The sequence below is a fragment of the Cutibacterium granulosum genome, assembly GCF_900186975.1.
Classification (GTDB): Bacteria; Actinomycetota; Actinomycetes; order Propionibacteriales; family Propionibacteriaceae; genus Cutibacterium; species Cutibacterium granulosum.
Genome location: NZ_LT906441.1, coordinates 1,572,862 through 1,587,062, shown reverse-complemented (window position 1 = coordinate 1,587,062; position 14,201 = coordinate 1,572,862). Strand labels below are relative to the sequence as shown.

Annotated in this window: 11 protein-coding genes; 9 read left to right on the top strand and 2 right to left on the bottom strand. The window is 64.7% G+C overall.

Annotated features, from left to right (window positions below):
- Positions 1–571: 571 nt before the first annotated feature.
- A complete protein-coding gene (locus tag CKV91_RS06770; protein ID WP_051167156.1) occupies positions 572–1,246 on the bottom strand; it encodes an HdeD family acid-resistance protein in 675 nt (224 codons plus the stop codon).
- A 157-nt stretch (positions 1,247–1,403) separates the two neighbouring features.
- Here CKV91_RS06770 and dnaE point away from each other — a divergent pair, with 157 nt between their 5' ends.
- The 6 genes from dnaE to hisH are packed head-to-tail and all read left to right on the top strand — an operon-like array spanning position 1,404 to position 10,051.
- Positions 1,404–4,979: a DNA polymerase III subunit alpha gene (dnaE, locus tag CKV91_RS06765; protein WP_065860657.1), complete on the top strand. Its 3,576-nt coding sequence runs from the start codon at positions 1,404–1,406 to the stop codon at positions 4,977–4,979.
- Positions 4,976–5,995 (top strand): hypothetical protein, encoded by a 1,020-nt coding sequence (locus tag CKV91_RS06760; protein WP_065860658.1) that lies wholly within the window; start codon positions 4,976–4,978, stop codon positions 5,993–5,995. Before dnaE ends, CKV91_RS06760 begins: the two co-directional genes overlap by 4 nt.
- Before the next feature lie 42 nt (positions 5,996–6,037).
- Positions 6,038–7,363 (top strand): histidinol dehydrogenase, encoded by a 1,326-nt coding sequence (gene hisD, locus CKV91_RS06755; protein WP_065860659.1) that lies wholly within the window; start codon positions 6,038–6,040, stop codon positions 7,361–7,363.
- Positions 7,356–8,588 carry a histidinol-phosphate transaminase gene (locus tag CKV91_RS06750; protein WP_095140995.1) on the top strand — a complete coding sequence of 411 codons (1,233 nt, stop codon included), beginning with the start codon at positions 7,356–7,358 and terminating at the stop codon, positions 8,586–8,588. Before hisD ends, CKV91_RS06750 begins: the two co-directional genes overlap by 8 nt.
- Positions 8,581–9,201, top strand: a complete 621-nt coding sequence (gene hisB / locus CKV91_RS06745) for an imidazoleglycerol-phosphate dehydratase HisB (RefSeq protein WP_065860660.1) — start codon at positions 8,581–8,583, stop codon at positions 9,199–9,201. The genes CKV91_RS06750 and hisB overlap by 8 nt, the downstream gene beginning before the upstream one ends.
- Positions 9,194–10,051, top strand: a complete 858-nt coding sequence (gene hisH / locus CKV91_RS06740; RefSeq protein WP_065860661.1) for an imidazole glycerol phosphate synthase subunit HisH — start codon at positions 9,194–9,196, stop codon at positions 10,049–10,051. Before hisB ends, hisH begins: the two co-directional genes overlap by 8 nt.
- Positions 10,052–10,177: 126 nt before the next feature.
- Here the strand turns inward: hisH and CKV91_RS06735 are convergent, their stop codons facing one another.
- Positions 10,178–11,629, bottom strand: coding sequence for a catalase (locus CKV91_RS06735; protein WP_021103366.1), 1,452 nt, complete (start codon positions 11,627–11,629; stop codon positions 10,178–10,180).
- Positions 11,630–11,762: 133 nt separating this feature from the next.
- On the opposite strand from CKV91_RS06735, the gene priA reads away from it, so the two are divergent.
- The 3 genes from priA to ruvC all read left to right on the top strand — a co-directional run bounded on the left by priA (position 11,763) and on the right by ruvC (position 14,081).
- Entirely contained in the window at positions 11,763–12,524 is a 762-nt protein-coding gene (gene priA / locus CKV91_RS06730) for a bifunctional 1-(5-phosphoribosyl)-5-((5-phosphoribosylamino)methylideneamino)imidazole-4-carboxamide isomerase/phosphoribosylanthranilate isomerase PriA (protein WP_021105852.1), read from the top strand.
- 148 nt (positions 12,525–12,672) lie between these two features.
- Positions 12,673–13,470: a YebC/PmpR family DNA-binding transcriptional regulator gene (locus CKV91_RS06725; protein WP_021103364.1), complete on the top strand. Its 798-nt coding sequence runs from the start codon at positions 12,673–12,675 to the stop codon at positions 13,468–13,470.
- A gap of 41 nt (positions 13,471–13,511) precedes the next feature.
- Complete coding sequence (ruvC, locus tag CKV91_RS06720; protein WP_021103363.1) at positions 13,512–14,081, top strand: crossover junction endodeoxyribonuclease RuvC; 570 nt, start codon at positions 13,512–13,514, stop codon at positions 14,079–14,081.
- Positions 14,082–14,201: the final 120 nt, after the last annotated feature.

The window sequence follows — 14,201 nt, the reverse complement described above, 5'->3', positions numbered from 1 at the left end:
CTAGAACTGGGGGGAGATGGAATGGAAGATGGGTTGCGGGAAAATGGCTCGCCAAGTGAGTGAGCAGCTCGCACAGAAGCGACTGTGCGGCCAGGGCGAACCGACGTGACAGGAAGGCCAATGACGGTGACGATCAAAGCGCGCAGAAGCGAGATGACCAGTACAGACCTGATCGAAAAGATTGGTGCCCTGAAGCGATGATTCAGAGGAACAGGTGTCATCATCGTGGATCGATCCGAAGAACGGCGCAACCGGGCAACCTGCCCCACAGAAGCGAGGCCCCGAACATGGCCCCGATCCCTGACCCAATACGAAGGGATGCATCTACCCCGCAGAAGTGAGATGACCAGTGCGGCCCTGAGCGATGCCCCAGAGAAACGGACGCTGACAACGTGATTGCTCCCGAGGAAGGGGTGCTGTCAACACGGATTGACCCAGAGGAACGGACCAGACAACGCGGATCGATCCAGAGGTAACGGGTGGCAGCCGGGCAGCCTGCCCGCAGAAACGAGGCCCCCGAACATGGCCCGCGATTCCTGGCCCCATGCGGCGAGAGGCATTTTCCTCGAGATCAGCCAGTGATCTGCGGTCCCTCGTTCCTCTGCTGCTTGTCACCTGGCTCATTGACGACCTCGCCCTCGACAATCGTATGGTCCGGCCGGCCGGCACGAGCAGCATTCAACGAGGACGACACCTGTGAGCTCACCTTGCGGATCCCCACTCCGAGCCCGATGTGGCTCACGCCGTAGGCGAGTACTGCCAGCCCGAGAATCCAGCTCATGGCCACCGCACCGAAACCTGGGTGAACGAGAACCGCGATCCCCGCAATGAATGCCACCGCACCTGAGACCAGACCCCAGATCCATGCCCTCTCAGTGATCGGAATGAGCAACACCGCGATGGCAATGATGAAAATTCCAGACACCAGTGCCCATGCACCCACCAGGACCACGATGAGGTTCATCACTGCTTGCGGGTGGGCCAGCATGATGATGGCAATGATGCCGCCAAGAACTCCCCAGACAACCATGAGACGTGATCCCGCGACGCCACGCATGGCTGCACCGTTGGCAACGGATATCACGGCATCCACCAGGACATAGACACCCAGCAACACGACAAGGGCGGTGATCGTTGCACGTGGCATCGCCATGGCGATGATGCCCACGACAACGGCGACAACTCCCTTGATGAGGGGGAGCCACCACACGGAGCTCAACGGACGGGACGTGGATGTGTCAGACATGTGATCAGTCTACGTTGAGCCAGTGAGCCAAGTCGCGGAACATCTGATGCCGTCGTGAATGCCGTTCCGTCGACTCGGCCGGCTAGGGTGGAGACCCCAACTGCCCATCGGCCCGAGGTCTCATTGAAAAAGGTCGACTGTCATCGGAAGGATCGTCGTGGCGCGTTCTGACTTCGTGCACCTGCACACTCACACCGAGTACTCCATGCTGGACGGTGCGGCGAGCAATGAGCGGTTGTTTGCCGAGGTGGCGCGTCAAGGCATGCCGGCTGTGGCGATGACCGACCACGGCAACATGTTCGGTGCCTATGAGTTCTTCCAGATCGCCAAGAAGTACGACGGCAACGAGAACCCCCTCGTCAAGCCCATCATTGGCATCGAGGCCTATGTGGCACCCTCCTCCCGCCACTCCCGCAAGCAGGAGTTCTGGGGACGTCGGCGCGGTGACGGCGGCGACCCGGACGTCGAGGGTGGCAAGGACGTCTCCGGTGGTGGTCGGTACACCCACATGACGATGTGGGCCAGGAATCCCACCGGACTGCACAACCTCTTCACCCTGTCGTCCCTGGCCTCCTACGAGGGCTATTACATGAAGCCTCGTATGGACCGCGAGATCATCAGCCAGTACAACGAGGGGGTCATCGCCTCCACCGGTTGCCCCTCGGGTGAGGTCCAGACCAGGCTGCGGCTGGGCCAGTTCGACGAGGCCGTCGAGGCGGCTGGTGCCTACCAGGAGATCTTCGGCAAGGATCACTACTTCTGTGAGCTCATGGACCACGGCGTGCCCATCGAGCGCCAGGTTCGCTCCGACCTGCTGCGACTGGCGAAGAAGATCGACGCCCCGCTGTTGCTCACCAACGACTCGCACTATGTCAACGAGGACGACGCGGACGCACACGACTCCTTGCTGTGTGTGGGCGTGGGGCGCAACAAGGACGACCCCAACCGATTCCGCTTCAACGGGTCGGGGTACTACATCAAGTCGTCCGACGAGATGCGTTCACTGTTCCCGGACATGCCGGAGGCCGCCGACAACACGTTGGCCCTCACCGAGATGATCGAGAGCTACGACGACGTCTTCGCCCACGTCGACCGCATGCCGCAGTTCGACGTGCCGGAGGGGGAGACCCAGGAGTCCTGGCTGCGCAAGAAGATCGCCGAGGGGCTGGACGAGAAGTACGGGTCCAATCCTCCTCAGGAGGTGCTGGACCGCATCGACAAGGAGCTGTCGGTCATCGAACCACTGGGGTTCTCGTCGTACTTCCTCGTCGTCTCCGACATCTGCAACTCTGCCCGTGCCATGGGGGTGCCAGTGGGGCCGGGACGAGGATCTGCCGCCGGTTCGATGGTCGCCTACCTCACCGGCATCATCCAGGTGAACCCGTTGGAGCACGGGTTGCTGTTCGAGCGATTCCTCAACCCCGAGCGAGTCAACCCGCCCGACATCGACCTCGACTTCGACGACCGTCAGCGCGACAAGGTCATCGACTACGTCACCAGAAAGTACGGCGCCGAGTACACCAGCCAGGTCAACACCTTCGGCAAGATCAAGGCGAAGGCCGCCGTCAAGGACGCCAACCGTATCCTCGGCTACCCCTTCGCCCTGGGCGACAAGATCACCAAGGCCATGCCACCCGACGTCATGGGCAAGGGGGTGCCACTGAGCAAGATCTTCGATCCCGAGCACCCGCGCTACGCCGAGGGCACCGAGTTCCGCCAACTCGTCGCCGACAACCCGGACGTGGCCAAGGTCGTCGAGACCGCCCGTGGCCTGGAGGGGCTGATCCGTGGCACAGGTGTGCACGCGTGCGCATTCATCCTGTCCAGTGCACCGCTGCTCGACCTCGTGCCGATGCACCGCCGCGACAAGGACGGCATGATCATCGCCGGGTTCGCCTACCCCCAGCTCGAGGAGATGGGGCTCATGAAGATGGACTTCCTGGGCCTGCGCAACCTCGGCATCATGGATCACTGTCTCAAGATCATCAAGGAGAACCGGGGCGAGGAGGTCGACCTCAACGCCGTCCCCCTCGATGACCAGAACACCTACGACATGCTCTCGCGTGGCGACACGCTCGGCGTCTTCCAGCTCGACGGCACCGCCATGCGCTCCCTGCTGCGTCTCATGGGGCCGACCGGATTCGACGACATCGTCGCCGTACTGGCCCTGTACCGGCCGGGCCCGATGGGTGCCAATGCGCACGTCCTCTATGCCCAGCGCAAGAACGGCCGCGAGCCGATCATCCCCATCCATCCAGAGCTCAAGGAGGACCTCGACGAGATCCTCGCTCCGACGTACCACCTCATCGTGTACCAGGAGCAGATCATGTCGATCGCCCGCAAACTCGCCGGGTACACCTTGGGTGGCGCCGATCTGTTGCGTCGCGCCATGGGCAAGAAGAAGAAGCACATCCTGGAGGAGAACTTCGTCCCCTTCCAGGCAGGCATGCGCAAGAACGGCTACTCCGACGACGCCATCCAGACCCTGTGGGACGTCATGGTCCCGTTCGCCGGATACGCCTTCAACAAGTCCCACGCCGCAGGCTACGGGCTCGTCTCGTACTGGACGGCCTACCTCAAGGCCAACTATCCGGCCGAGTACGGTGCTGCCCTGCTCACCAGTGTGGGGGACGACAAGGACAAGATGGCGCTGTACCTCTCCGACATGCGCGCCCAGCACATCAAGGTGCTGCCACCTGATGTCAACGCGTCCTCCTTGGAGTTCACGGCCGTCGGTGAGGACATCCGATTCGGCCTGGGGGCCATTCGCAATGTCGGGGCCAGTGCCGTCAACGACATCATCGCCACTCGTCAGGAACACGGCCCGGCCAAGGACTTCTTCGAGTTCCTCGACCGAGTGCCGTTGGGAGTGTGCAACAAGCGGCTCATCGAGTCGCTCATCAAGGCGGGGGCCTTCGACTCGATGGGTCACTCCCGGCGCGGTCTCATGGCGGTCTACGAGCAGGCCGTCGACGCTGCCACCGAGCTCAAACGCAACGAGGCCAACGGCCAGGACGACCTGTTCGGCATGGGCGCCACCGACGCACCACCCGAACTGGGTGTCGAGCGGGTGGTGCCTGAGGAGGACTGGGAACGACGCACGAAACTCTCCTTCGAGCGTGAGATGCTCAGCCTCTACGTCTCCGACCATCCGTTGCGCGGGATGGAATCGATCCTCGAGGCGGAGCGGGATGTCCCGCTGGCGCGTCTGGTGTCGGAGGATGGTCCACGGGAGGGCACGGTGACCGTCGTCGGCATGGTGACCCAGATCGTGCGTCGTACCACCAAGAATGGTGACATCTGGGCTTCGGTGACCATCGAGGATCTGGATGCCACCTTCAATGTGGCGTGTTTCCCCAGGGTCTACCAGCGCATCGAACCACTGCTCGCCACCGACGCGATCCTCAAGATCAGGGGGCGGCTGCGTGAACGCGACGAGACCGTCGAGATGTCCGCCTCCGACGTGTGGTTGCTGGACATCCGTGACAACGCCTCCCTGCCAGTGACCGTCCAGATGCACCAGACCCGGTGCACACGTCCCGTGGTTGAGCAGCTGCGCGCGGTACTGCGCAACCATCCCGGTCCCTCCGAGGTGCATCTGCGCCTGCTGGGGGACGAGTCGGTCACGGCCTTCAAGCTGGCCGACGAGCTCAAGGTGGCCAACGGCCAGCCGCTCATGGCCGATCTCAAGGCCCTGCTCGGCCCGCACTGCATCCCGGGAAGGACATCATGAGCAGTTCCCACGACTCGAAGGACGACCTCACGGCGGCCGCGTCGAATGGCCCCACGGCGGCCGCGTCGAATGGCTCAGCAACGCACCGGGACGGCGACCGGCAACCGAGTTCCCGTGAGACGAGGGTCGGTGACAGCCAGGTGGGGTCCGGCGGCGCAGCGGCGGCAGACGAGACGGTGGGCCGAGGTCATGCGTCCGGAACCCTCACCAGCGGAGACGGCGAACCACGGACGACCGAGGAATCCACGAGTGCGGAGCCAACTGGTGCCGGTACCGCCACCACACGTTCCACCGACCCACGGTCCCCGGTGACTGGTGTGCAGGGAAGGCAGGAGCACCACGCCGGGACCGACCGGCAAGAACAGGTGACGGACCCCCGCCCGGGAGTGTGGGCCCGAGTGAGGGACCTTCCAGAGGAACGTCCGGGACGGGCGGTCGTGCTCTGTCTCGCTGCCGCTGTCATCGCGGGCGTCGTCTGCGCGCTCATCTGGCACGCCTGCGTCCACCTTCCCATCTACCAGGTGGACGACAAGGGCTATGCCACGACGTCGGAGCGAGGGCTCACCGCCATCTTCTCCATCGACTCGACCTTCGCCCTGATCGGGATGGTCGTCGGGGTGGGATGCGGTTTCCTCTCGTGGTGGGCCCTGCACCATCGCGGAGTGGTCGTGCTCGTCCCGACGATCGCAACGGCATTGGTGAGTGCAACGGTGTGCTGGGCAGTGGGCACCCTCATGGGCCCGCACGATTTTTCCGACCGGGTGGCTGCAGCCTCACCGGGCGACGAGGTCCCGGTGGATTTCCGACTGCACACATGGACCTCCCTGCTCGTGTGGGTTCTTGGCGCACTGATCGTCACCCTCATCCTCGCAGTGGTCCACACAGTAGGTGATCAACGTTCTGCGAGCACCGGCCAGTCCGACCCCCATGAGGTCGAGCAGGGCCATCGGGGCCGGAGCGACGAGGGGAGCGGGCAGCAGGGCAGTGATCGGGATGTCACGCATCCCACCACGTGACGCCGAACCAGCACCACGGCCACGCCCTCGTACACTTGCGTCATGGTGAGAACAATCGACATCTGCGGGAAGGACCTCGAGGACTACCGCACCATCGTTCCCCGTGCCACGTTCGACGTCGAGACGGCGCTGCATGACGTCGTGGGAGTCTGCGATGCGGTTCGGGACCGAGGTGAGGAGGCCCTGAGAGAGTTCAGTGAGCGATTCGACCATGTGGTTCCCCCACATCTTCGTGTTCCCACCGACCAGCTCGACCAGGCCCTGGCCGAGCTGGACCCACAGCTGAGAGCTGCCTTCGAGGAATCCATTCGTCGCCGCCGTGGCGTGTGCGAGGCCGTCGAACTGGAGACGAGTTCACACCAGGTGGAGCTCGCTTCCGGTGCCCATGTGCGCCAACGCATCGTTCCGGTGCAACGGGTGGGGCTCTACGTGCCCGGTGGGCTGGCACCACTGGCCTCCAGCGTCATCATGAACGTCGTGGCCGCCCAGGTGGCCGGTGTCGAGTCGATCGCCGTCTCCTCCCCGCCGCAGGCCGAGTTCGACGGTCTGCCGCACCCGAACATCCTCGCCCTGTGTCGTCTGCTCGGGGTCGATGAGGTCTACGCCGTGGGGGGTGCCCAAGCCATCGCCATGTTCGCCCACGGTGTTGCCGGACTGTGCCGCCACGTCGACATGGTGACCGGACCGGGGAACATCTACGTTGTTGCCGCCAAGCGTCACGTACGGGGGATCGTGGGCATCGATTCGGAGGCTGGCCCCACCGAGATCGCCATTCTTGCCGATGAGACGGCCAATCCCCGGTTCGTCGCCGCCGATCTCATGAGTCAGGCCGAACATGACCCGATGGCTGCCGCCGTCCTCGTCACGACGAGTCCGGAGCTTGCCGACCAGGTGCGTCGCGAGCTTGACCCCATGATCGAGAACACGACGCATCGCGACCGCATCCGTACCTCACTCGGATCACAGCAGTCCGCGATCGTGCTGGTCCGTGACCTGGAGCAGGGAATTGCCGTCGTCGACGACTACGCCGCCGAGCACCTGGAGATTCACACCGCCAATGCAGCGCAGGTGGCCGCCCGAATCCACAATGCCGGGGCCATCTTCGTCGGGGAGTGGTCCCCGGTGTCGCTGGGGGACTACTCGGCGGGATCGACCCACGTCCTTCCCACCGGCGGAGCTGCCCGTCACTCCTCGGGGCTCACGGTACGTTCCTTCATGCGCGCCATGCACGTCATCGATTACGACGCCGATGGTTTGACGCAGGTCGCCGACGGTGTCGAGAGATTCGCCCACAGCGAGAACCTGCCCGGTCACGCCAATGCCATCTCCGTGCGTCGGGAAGCCAGGAAGGGTGACACCCATGACTGAGCGCGACCTCGGGAAAATCTCGCACGTCAATCCGATCACCTTGGCCGATCTTCCGCTGCGTGACGAGCTCGTCGGCGAGCAGCCCTACGGGGCTCCCATGCTCGAGGTGCCCGTACCGCTCAACGTCAACGAGAATCCGTACCCACCGAGCCCCGCGATACGACGCGAGATGGCCCGGGCCGTGGCCGAGGCGGCCGAGACCCTCAACCGGTACCCGGACCGGGAGGCGCTGGGACTGCGCGAGGACCTGGCCCACTACATCGGTTTCGGGGTCGGTTCCACCCAGGTGTGGGCGGCCAATGGTTCCAATGAGGTCATGGTGCAGATTCTGCAGGCCTTCGCCGGGCCGGGACGAACGGTGCTGGGTTTCACTCCGACGTATTCCATGTATCCCGAATATGCCCGAAACACCCATTCGCACTACGTCACTGCCGATCGGAACAGATGGTTCGGTCTCGACGTCGATGACGCGGTGCAGGCCATCAATGACTCCCATGCCTCCGTGGTGCTCATTGCCACCCCGAACAATCCCACTGGAACCGCGATTCCGGTCTCGGTCATCGACGAGATCTGTGAGCGGACCACGGCCATGATCGTCGTCGACGAGGCTTATCAGGAGTTCTCCGATGCCCCGGACGACTCCGCCATCGCCTTGTTGCCCAAGCATGGCCGTCTCATCGTGGTACGCACTCTCTCCAAGGCCTTCGCCCTGGCCGGTGGGCGAGTGGGGTACGCCGTCGCCGCCCCCGCCGTGGTCGACGCGTTGCGTGTCATACGGCTGCCATACCACCTCTCGGCACCGACCCAGGCCGTCGCCCGGGTGGCTCTGTCACATGCCCCGCAGATGCTCGACAAGGTGGCGGAACTGCGCATCACCCGAGATGAGACAGCCACCTGGTTGGCTCGTCATGGCCTGGACGTCGTGCCCAGCCAGGCCAATTTCGTGCTCTTCGGTCGATTCGCCGACCGACACAGCGTCTTCACCACACTGCTGGAACGCGGTGTGCTGGTGCGCGAGGTCGGGCCGGAGGGCTACCTGCGCGTCAGTGCCGGCACCCCGGAGCAGATGTCGGAGTTCCGGGCTGCGATGATCGAGGTGATCTCCACCTCGCCCCGACTGCCCGCCGGCCCCAGTGACGCGGGACACGGCGATCCTGGGCCGAGAACCACGGACTCTGCGGCGACGAGGGATCCCCGCCACGTCCCAGGAGGCCACGATGACTGAACGCACCGCACACATCGTCCGTCACACCAGTGAGTCCGAGGTCGACCTGCAGATCAATCTCGACGGCAGTGGATGCTCGCAGATCAACACCGGGGTGGGGTTCTACGACCACATGCTCACCACGCTTGCCAGACACTCCGGGATGGACCTGCGCGTCACGACCACCGGCGACCTGCAGATCGACGGCCACCACAGCGTCGAGGACACCGCCATCGCCCTGGGTCAGGCCATGTCCCAAGCACTGGGCGACAAGGTCGGCATCACCCGATTCGGTGAGGCCACCATCCCTCTGGACGAGGCCATGGCACAGTGCGTCGTCGACGTCGCCGGACGCCCCTACGTCTCGTGCACCGGTGAGCCCGAGGCACAGGCCTATGCCCGTATCGGAGGCTCCGGGGTGGCCTATCAGGGGTCGATGACGTATCACGTCGTCACCTCGTTGGCGCTCAATGCCGGGCTGTGCATCCACCTGCGGCTGTTGGCCGGACGCGATCCACACCACATCTGTGAGGCACAGTACAAGGCACTGGCTCGAGCCCTGCGTGTGGCCCTGGCACCCGATCCGCGTAGTGCGGGACGTGTGCCGTCCACGAAGGGAACCCTTGATGCCTGAGCCGATCGGAAAGCCCGGCGACGTGCATGACAGGGGGACTGGTCGCGTCCCGGATCCTGCCATCTGTGGTCGACGTGGCCCGCTCGTCGGAGTCATCGACCACGGTTCGGGCAATCTGCACTCCGTGTGCCAGGCGTTGCAGAAGGCCGGGGCGCACCCCAAGCTCGTCTCGGAGACTCGAATGCTCAGTGCTGTCGACGCTGTGGTGCTGCCCGGGGTGGGAGCGCTCGGCACGGCCATGGCCAACCTGCGACGCATCAACGGCGTGCAGCAGGTGCAGGAGCTGGTCCAGCGGGGGGAGCGCCCGGTGCTGGGCATCTGTGTGGGTCATCAGATGTTCTTCGAGCAGGGCACCGAACGAGACGAGACGGTCGATGGGTTGGGGTGCCTGCCCGGCACGGTCGTCCCCATGCCCACTTCGCGTCTGCCACACATGGGGTGGAACACGGTGCATCCCCCAGCTGACACTGCACTGTTCACGGGAATATCGGGGGAGCGGTTCTACTTCGTCCACTCCTGTGCCGTGGTGACGGTGAGCCCCTGTGCGCTGGCGCACGTCGAGGGTGATGCGGCTGCGCTGGCGCACACTGGGGATGACGCGACCGATCCCGAGACCGGCACGGGGACGGCATCGCCCGGAGCCATCGGGCACACTGCGGCGGGTCCCGAGTCAGCCCATGCCATGACAGGCCGGAACGGCCACCCGGTACGCACCACCACCACGTGTCATGACGGCTGCACTTTCGTCTCGGCAATCGAGTGCGGCCGGCTGTGCTCCACCCAGTTCCATCCGGAGAAGTCCGGCCCGGCGGGCATCCAGCTGCTGCGCAACTGGCTGGCGATGGTCTGATCCCGCTCGGCCACATCCCGACTGCTCCAGGACCTGGGTGGAGCTGAGAGGTTCCCGCTCCCACGCGGCACCCCAACCGTCAGGTGGGGGAACCGTCAGATGGGACGCGGGAACCTCAGGGTGCGGTCACTGCGCCCGGTACGCACTCTCGATCTGCTCGCCGACCTGTCGGTCGATCTTCCTCCAGTACTCGAAGACCCGCGAGAGCACCGGTTCCTCGACCTCGTCGAGCATCCCCACGACGGTGTCGACGAGCCGCTCACGGGAGGCGTCGTCGTAGACGTCCCGCACCAGGGTGTGGGCCTGTCCGAAGTCGTCATCCTCGGCATGCAGGCTGTAGGCGGCGCGCATGAGCTCACCATCGGTCTCCCAACCCGCCTCGTCGACGACATCACCGCTCTGGTAGGCCCGGTCGTAGGAGTTGGGCGCATACACCGGGGCGTCACCGCTGTGCTCGAACTGCATGGCGCCCTCCTTGTCGTAGGAGTTCGTCGGGACGATCGGGGCATTGACCGGCAACTGGTTGTAGTTGGTGCCGATACGGGCGCGCTGGGCGTCGGGGTAGGAGAACACACGCGCCAGCAACATCTTGTCGGGACTGAAACCGATACCGGGAACCACGTTGGACGGGGAGAAGGCGGCCTGCTCGATCTGGGCGTAGTGGTTGGTCGGGTTCTCGTTGAGGGTGAAGCGGCCAACCTCGATACGCGGGTAGTCCTTCTTGGACCACGTCTTGGTGAGGTCGAAGGGGTTGAACCGGTAGGTCTTGGCCTCCTCGTAGGGCATGATCTGCACCTTGAGGGTCCAGCTCGGGCAGTCCCCACGGTCGATGGCCTCGAAGAGGTCGCGACGGTGGAAGTCGGAGTCCTCACCGGCAATCCGGTCGGCATCCTCGTTCGAGAGGTACTCCACGCCCTGGTCGGAGATGAAGTGGTACTTCACCCAGAACCGTTCCCCGGCCTCATTGACCCACATGTACGTGTGGGAGGAGTAGCCATTCATGTGCCGCCACGTGCGTGGGATGCCACGGTCGCCCATGAGATAGGCCACCTGGTGGGCACTCTCCGGTGACAGGGTCCAGAAATCCCACTGCATGTTCTTGCTGCGCAGTGCGGAATCGGGAAGACGCTTCTGGGAGTGGATGAAGTCGGGGAACTTCATGGGGTCCCTGATGAAGAACACTGGGGTGTTGTTGCCCACCATGTCGTAGTTGCCCTCGTCGGTGTAGAACTTCAGGGCGAAGCCGCGCACGTCCCGCCAGGTGTCGGGGGCACCCAGCTCACCGGCAACGGCGGAGAATCGGGCCAAGACCCGGCAGGTGGCCCCAGGTTGCAGGAAGGATGCCTTGGTGTACTTGCTCACGTCTCCGGTGACGGTGAACTCACCGAAGGCCCCCGATCCCTTGGCGTGTGGGCTGCGTTCCGGAATGCGCTCCCGGTCGAAACGGGCGAGCTTCTGCACCAGGGCAACGTCGTGGAGCATGAGCGGACCGTCCGCGCCGACGGACAGGGACTTCTCGTCAGAGAGTCGCGTCTCACCGGATTCGGTGGTGGAGGGAATCTTGGGATCAAATGTCATGATGGATTTCTCCCGTCGCTGGGGCGAGGCATCGCTGCGCATACTCGCTGTGGTGATGTACCTCCACCGTAGATGTGGCAGGGGGCATGTCAAGCAGATGGGCGCAAAGACACCAGCTGGTACTGTCGGGCGTGTGGAAGAACTCATCCTGCTGCCCGCCATCGACGTCAAGGACGGTCGCGCCGTGCAGCTGCGACAGGGGGTGGACGGCTCCGAGCGCGTCTTCGGCGACCCGGTGGAGATCGCCACCGCATGGCAGCGTGCTGGTGCGCAATGGCTCCACGTCGTCGACCTGGATGCCGCCTTCGGTCATGGGGCCAACACCGAGATCATTCGTCGCATCACCGGTGATCTCGACATCGACGTCGAGGTCTCGGGTGGTATTCGCAGCACCGAGTCCCTCACTGCGGCCCTGGACGCCGGCGCGAGCCGGGTCAACATCGGCACCGCTGCCCTGGAGCAGCCCGAGTGGTGCGCCGAGATGATCCACCGGTTCGACGACCAGGTGGCCATCGGCCTGGACGTGCGCGACGGGGTGCTGGAGTCCCACGGCTGGACGCAGTCCGGTGGGGACCTGCTGGACGTCGTGAGCCGATTCGAGCAGGCCGGCTGCCGACGCTACGTCGTCACCGACGTCACCAGTGATGGAATGCTCACCGGCCCCAGCTACGAACTGCTCGGCCAGGTCTGCGCCCGCACCCAGGGCAGGATCATTGCCTCGGGCGGAATCTCCACCCTGGAGGATCTGCGCCGGCTGCGTGGACTCGTCCCCATCGGGGTGGAGGGGGCCATCGTCGGCACCGCCCTGTACGTGGGCAATTTCACCGTGGCCGATGCCCTGGACGTCTGCCAGGGGTCCGTACCAGCCGACGCATCGCCGCAACCACACGACTGAGCGAGCAGACACCGCAGGGCATCGGATACTCACTATTTCCGGCAGGCCTCGGAAGTGTAATATGGAACACCGTCTGCGTAACAGCCAGCACATCACTGACGGCTGTCTTCACCATCACACTGAGCCGAGGAAGCGAGGAACTGCCTACATGAGCGGTCACTCCAAGTGGGCCACCACCAAACACAAGAAGGCGGCGATTGACGCCAAGCGCGGCAAGCTGTTCGCCAAGCTCATCAAGAACATCGAGGTTGCCGCCCGCACCGGTGGCGGGGACCCCTCGGGCAACCCAACCCTCTACGACGCCATCCAGAAGGCGAAGAAGAACTCGGTGCCCAACGACAACATCGATCGCGCCGTCAAGCGCGGTTCGGGTGAGGGTGCCGACGCCGTCAACTACGAGACGATCATGTACGAGGCCTATGCCCCCGGCAGCGTCGCCATGCTCATCGAGTGCCTCACCGACAACCGCAACCGGGCCGTGTCGGACGTGCGCGTCGCCGTGACCCGCAATGGCGCCACCATGGCGGACGGCGGTTCGGTGCAGCGTCTCTTCGAGCGCAAGGGCGTCGTCACCGTCTCCAAGACCTTCGAGGTCACCGAGGGACGCAAGACCACCACCCACGAGGTGGACGAGGATCAGCTCATGGAGGCCACCCTCGAGGCCGAGCCCGAGGACATCGTCGATCTGGGTGAGGCCTTCGAGATCATCTGTGACCCCAACGCCATCGTCGACGTCCGCAAGGCCATCCAGGCTGCCGACATCGACTACGACTCCGCCGAGGTGGAGTTCCGTGCCGGCTTCGCCCAGCCCGTCGAGCTGGAGGATGCCCGCAAGATCGCCAAGATCACCGAGCTGCTCGAGGATCTCGACGACGTGCAGAACGTCTACACCAATGCAGACATCACCCCGGAGCTCGCCGCCGCCCTCGAGGAGGACGAGGACTGAACGCCGACATCTCACGCCGACCCGGGTCCCGCCTCACCGTCATGGGGGTGGACCCGGGTCTGACGCGTTGTGGTGTCGGAATCGTACGCGGGGGAGTCGGAACCCCACTGGAGCTGCTCGGGGTGGGGGTGATACGCACCCCGTCCGATCTGGATCATGGTGCCCGTCTGCTACGCATCCACGACGGTCTGGAGGAGTGGTTCGACGCCCACCACCCCGATGCCATGGCGGTGGAGCGAGTCTTCGCCCAGCACAACCGCAGCACCGTGGCAGGTACCGCGCAGGCCATGGGACTCACCCAGATGATTGGCGCTCGTCACGGGGTTGCGGTGGGGGTGCACACCCCCAGCGAGGTCAAGGCGGCCATCTCAGGTTCTGGCCGGGCCGACAAGGCCCAGGTCGGCCTCATGGTGGCTCGTGTCCTGCACTTGGAGAAGCCTCCCACCCCCGCCGACGCTGCCGACGCGGTCGCCCTGGCCATCACGCACATCTGGCGTGGCGGTACGCAGAGCCGGATCGAGGCAGCGATGGCCGCCCAACAGCACTCACCGGCACGAACGTGGCGTCAACGCTCCACTCCACGCACCTGGCAGGAGCACCACCTGCGATGATCAGGGGTGCGTGGCATCGCGCGGCTGGTTGACCGATGGCGCCTCCGATGATTCGTGCCACCGATGATTCGTGGGGGCCGTCCCGGCAACCACCGCGATCGCACTCATGATGGAAGGATT

Coding starts and splice junctions, on each gene's coding strand:
- CKV91_RS06770 (WP_051167156.1), bottom strand. CDS start 1,246: ATGTCTGACACATCCACGTCCCGTCCGTTGAGCTCCGTGTGGTGGCTC.
- CKV91_RS06760 (WP_065860658.1), top strand. CDS start 4,976: ATGAGCAGTTCCCACGACTCGAAGGACGACCTCACGGCGGCCGCGTCG.
- hisD (WP_065860659.1), top strand. CDS start 6,038: ATGGTGAGAACAATCGACATCTGCGGGAAGGACCTCGAGGACTACCGC.
- CKV91_RS06750 (WP_095140995.1), top strand. CDS start 7,356: ATGACTGAGCGCGACCTCGGGAAAATCTCGCACGTCAATCCGATCACC.
- hisB (WP_065860660.1), top strand. CDS start 8,581: ATGACTGAACGCACCGCACACATCGTCCGTCACACCAGTGAGTCCGAG.
- hisH (WP_065860661.1), top strand. CDS start 9,194: ATGCCTGAGCCGATCGGAAAGCCCGGCGACGTGCATGACAGGGGGACT.
- CKV91_RS06735 (WP_021103366.1), bottom strand. CDS start 11,629: ATGACATTTGATCCCAAGATTCCCTCCACCACCGAATCCGGTGAGACG.
- CKV91_RS06725 (WP_021103364.1), top strand. CDS start 12,673: ATGAGCGGTCACTCCAAGTGGGCCACCACCAAACACAAGAAGGCGGCG.
- ruvC (WP_021103363.1), top strand. CDS start 13,512: ATGGGGGTGGACCCGGGTCTGACGCGTTGTGGTGTCGGAATCGTACGC.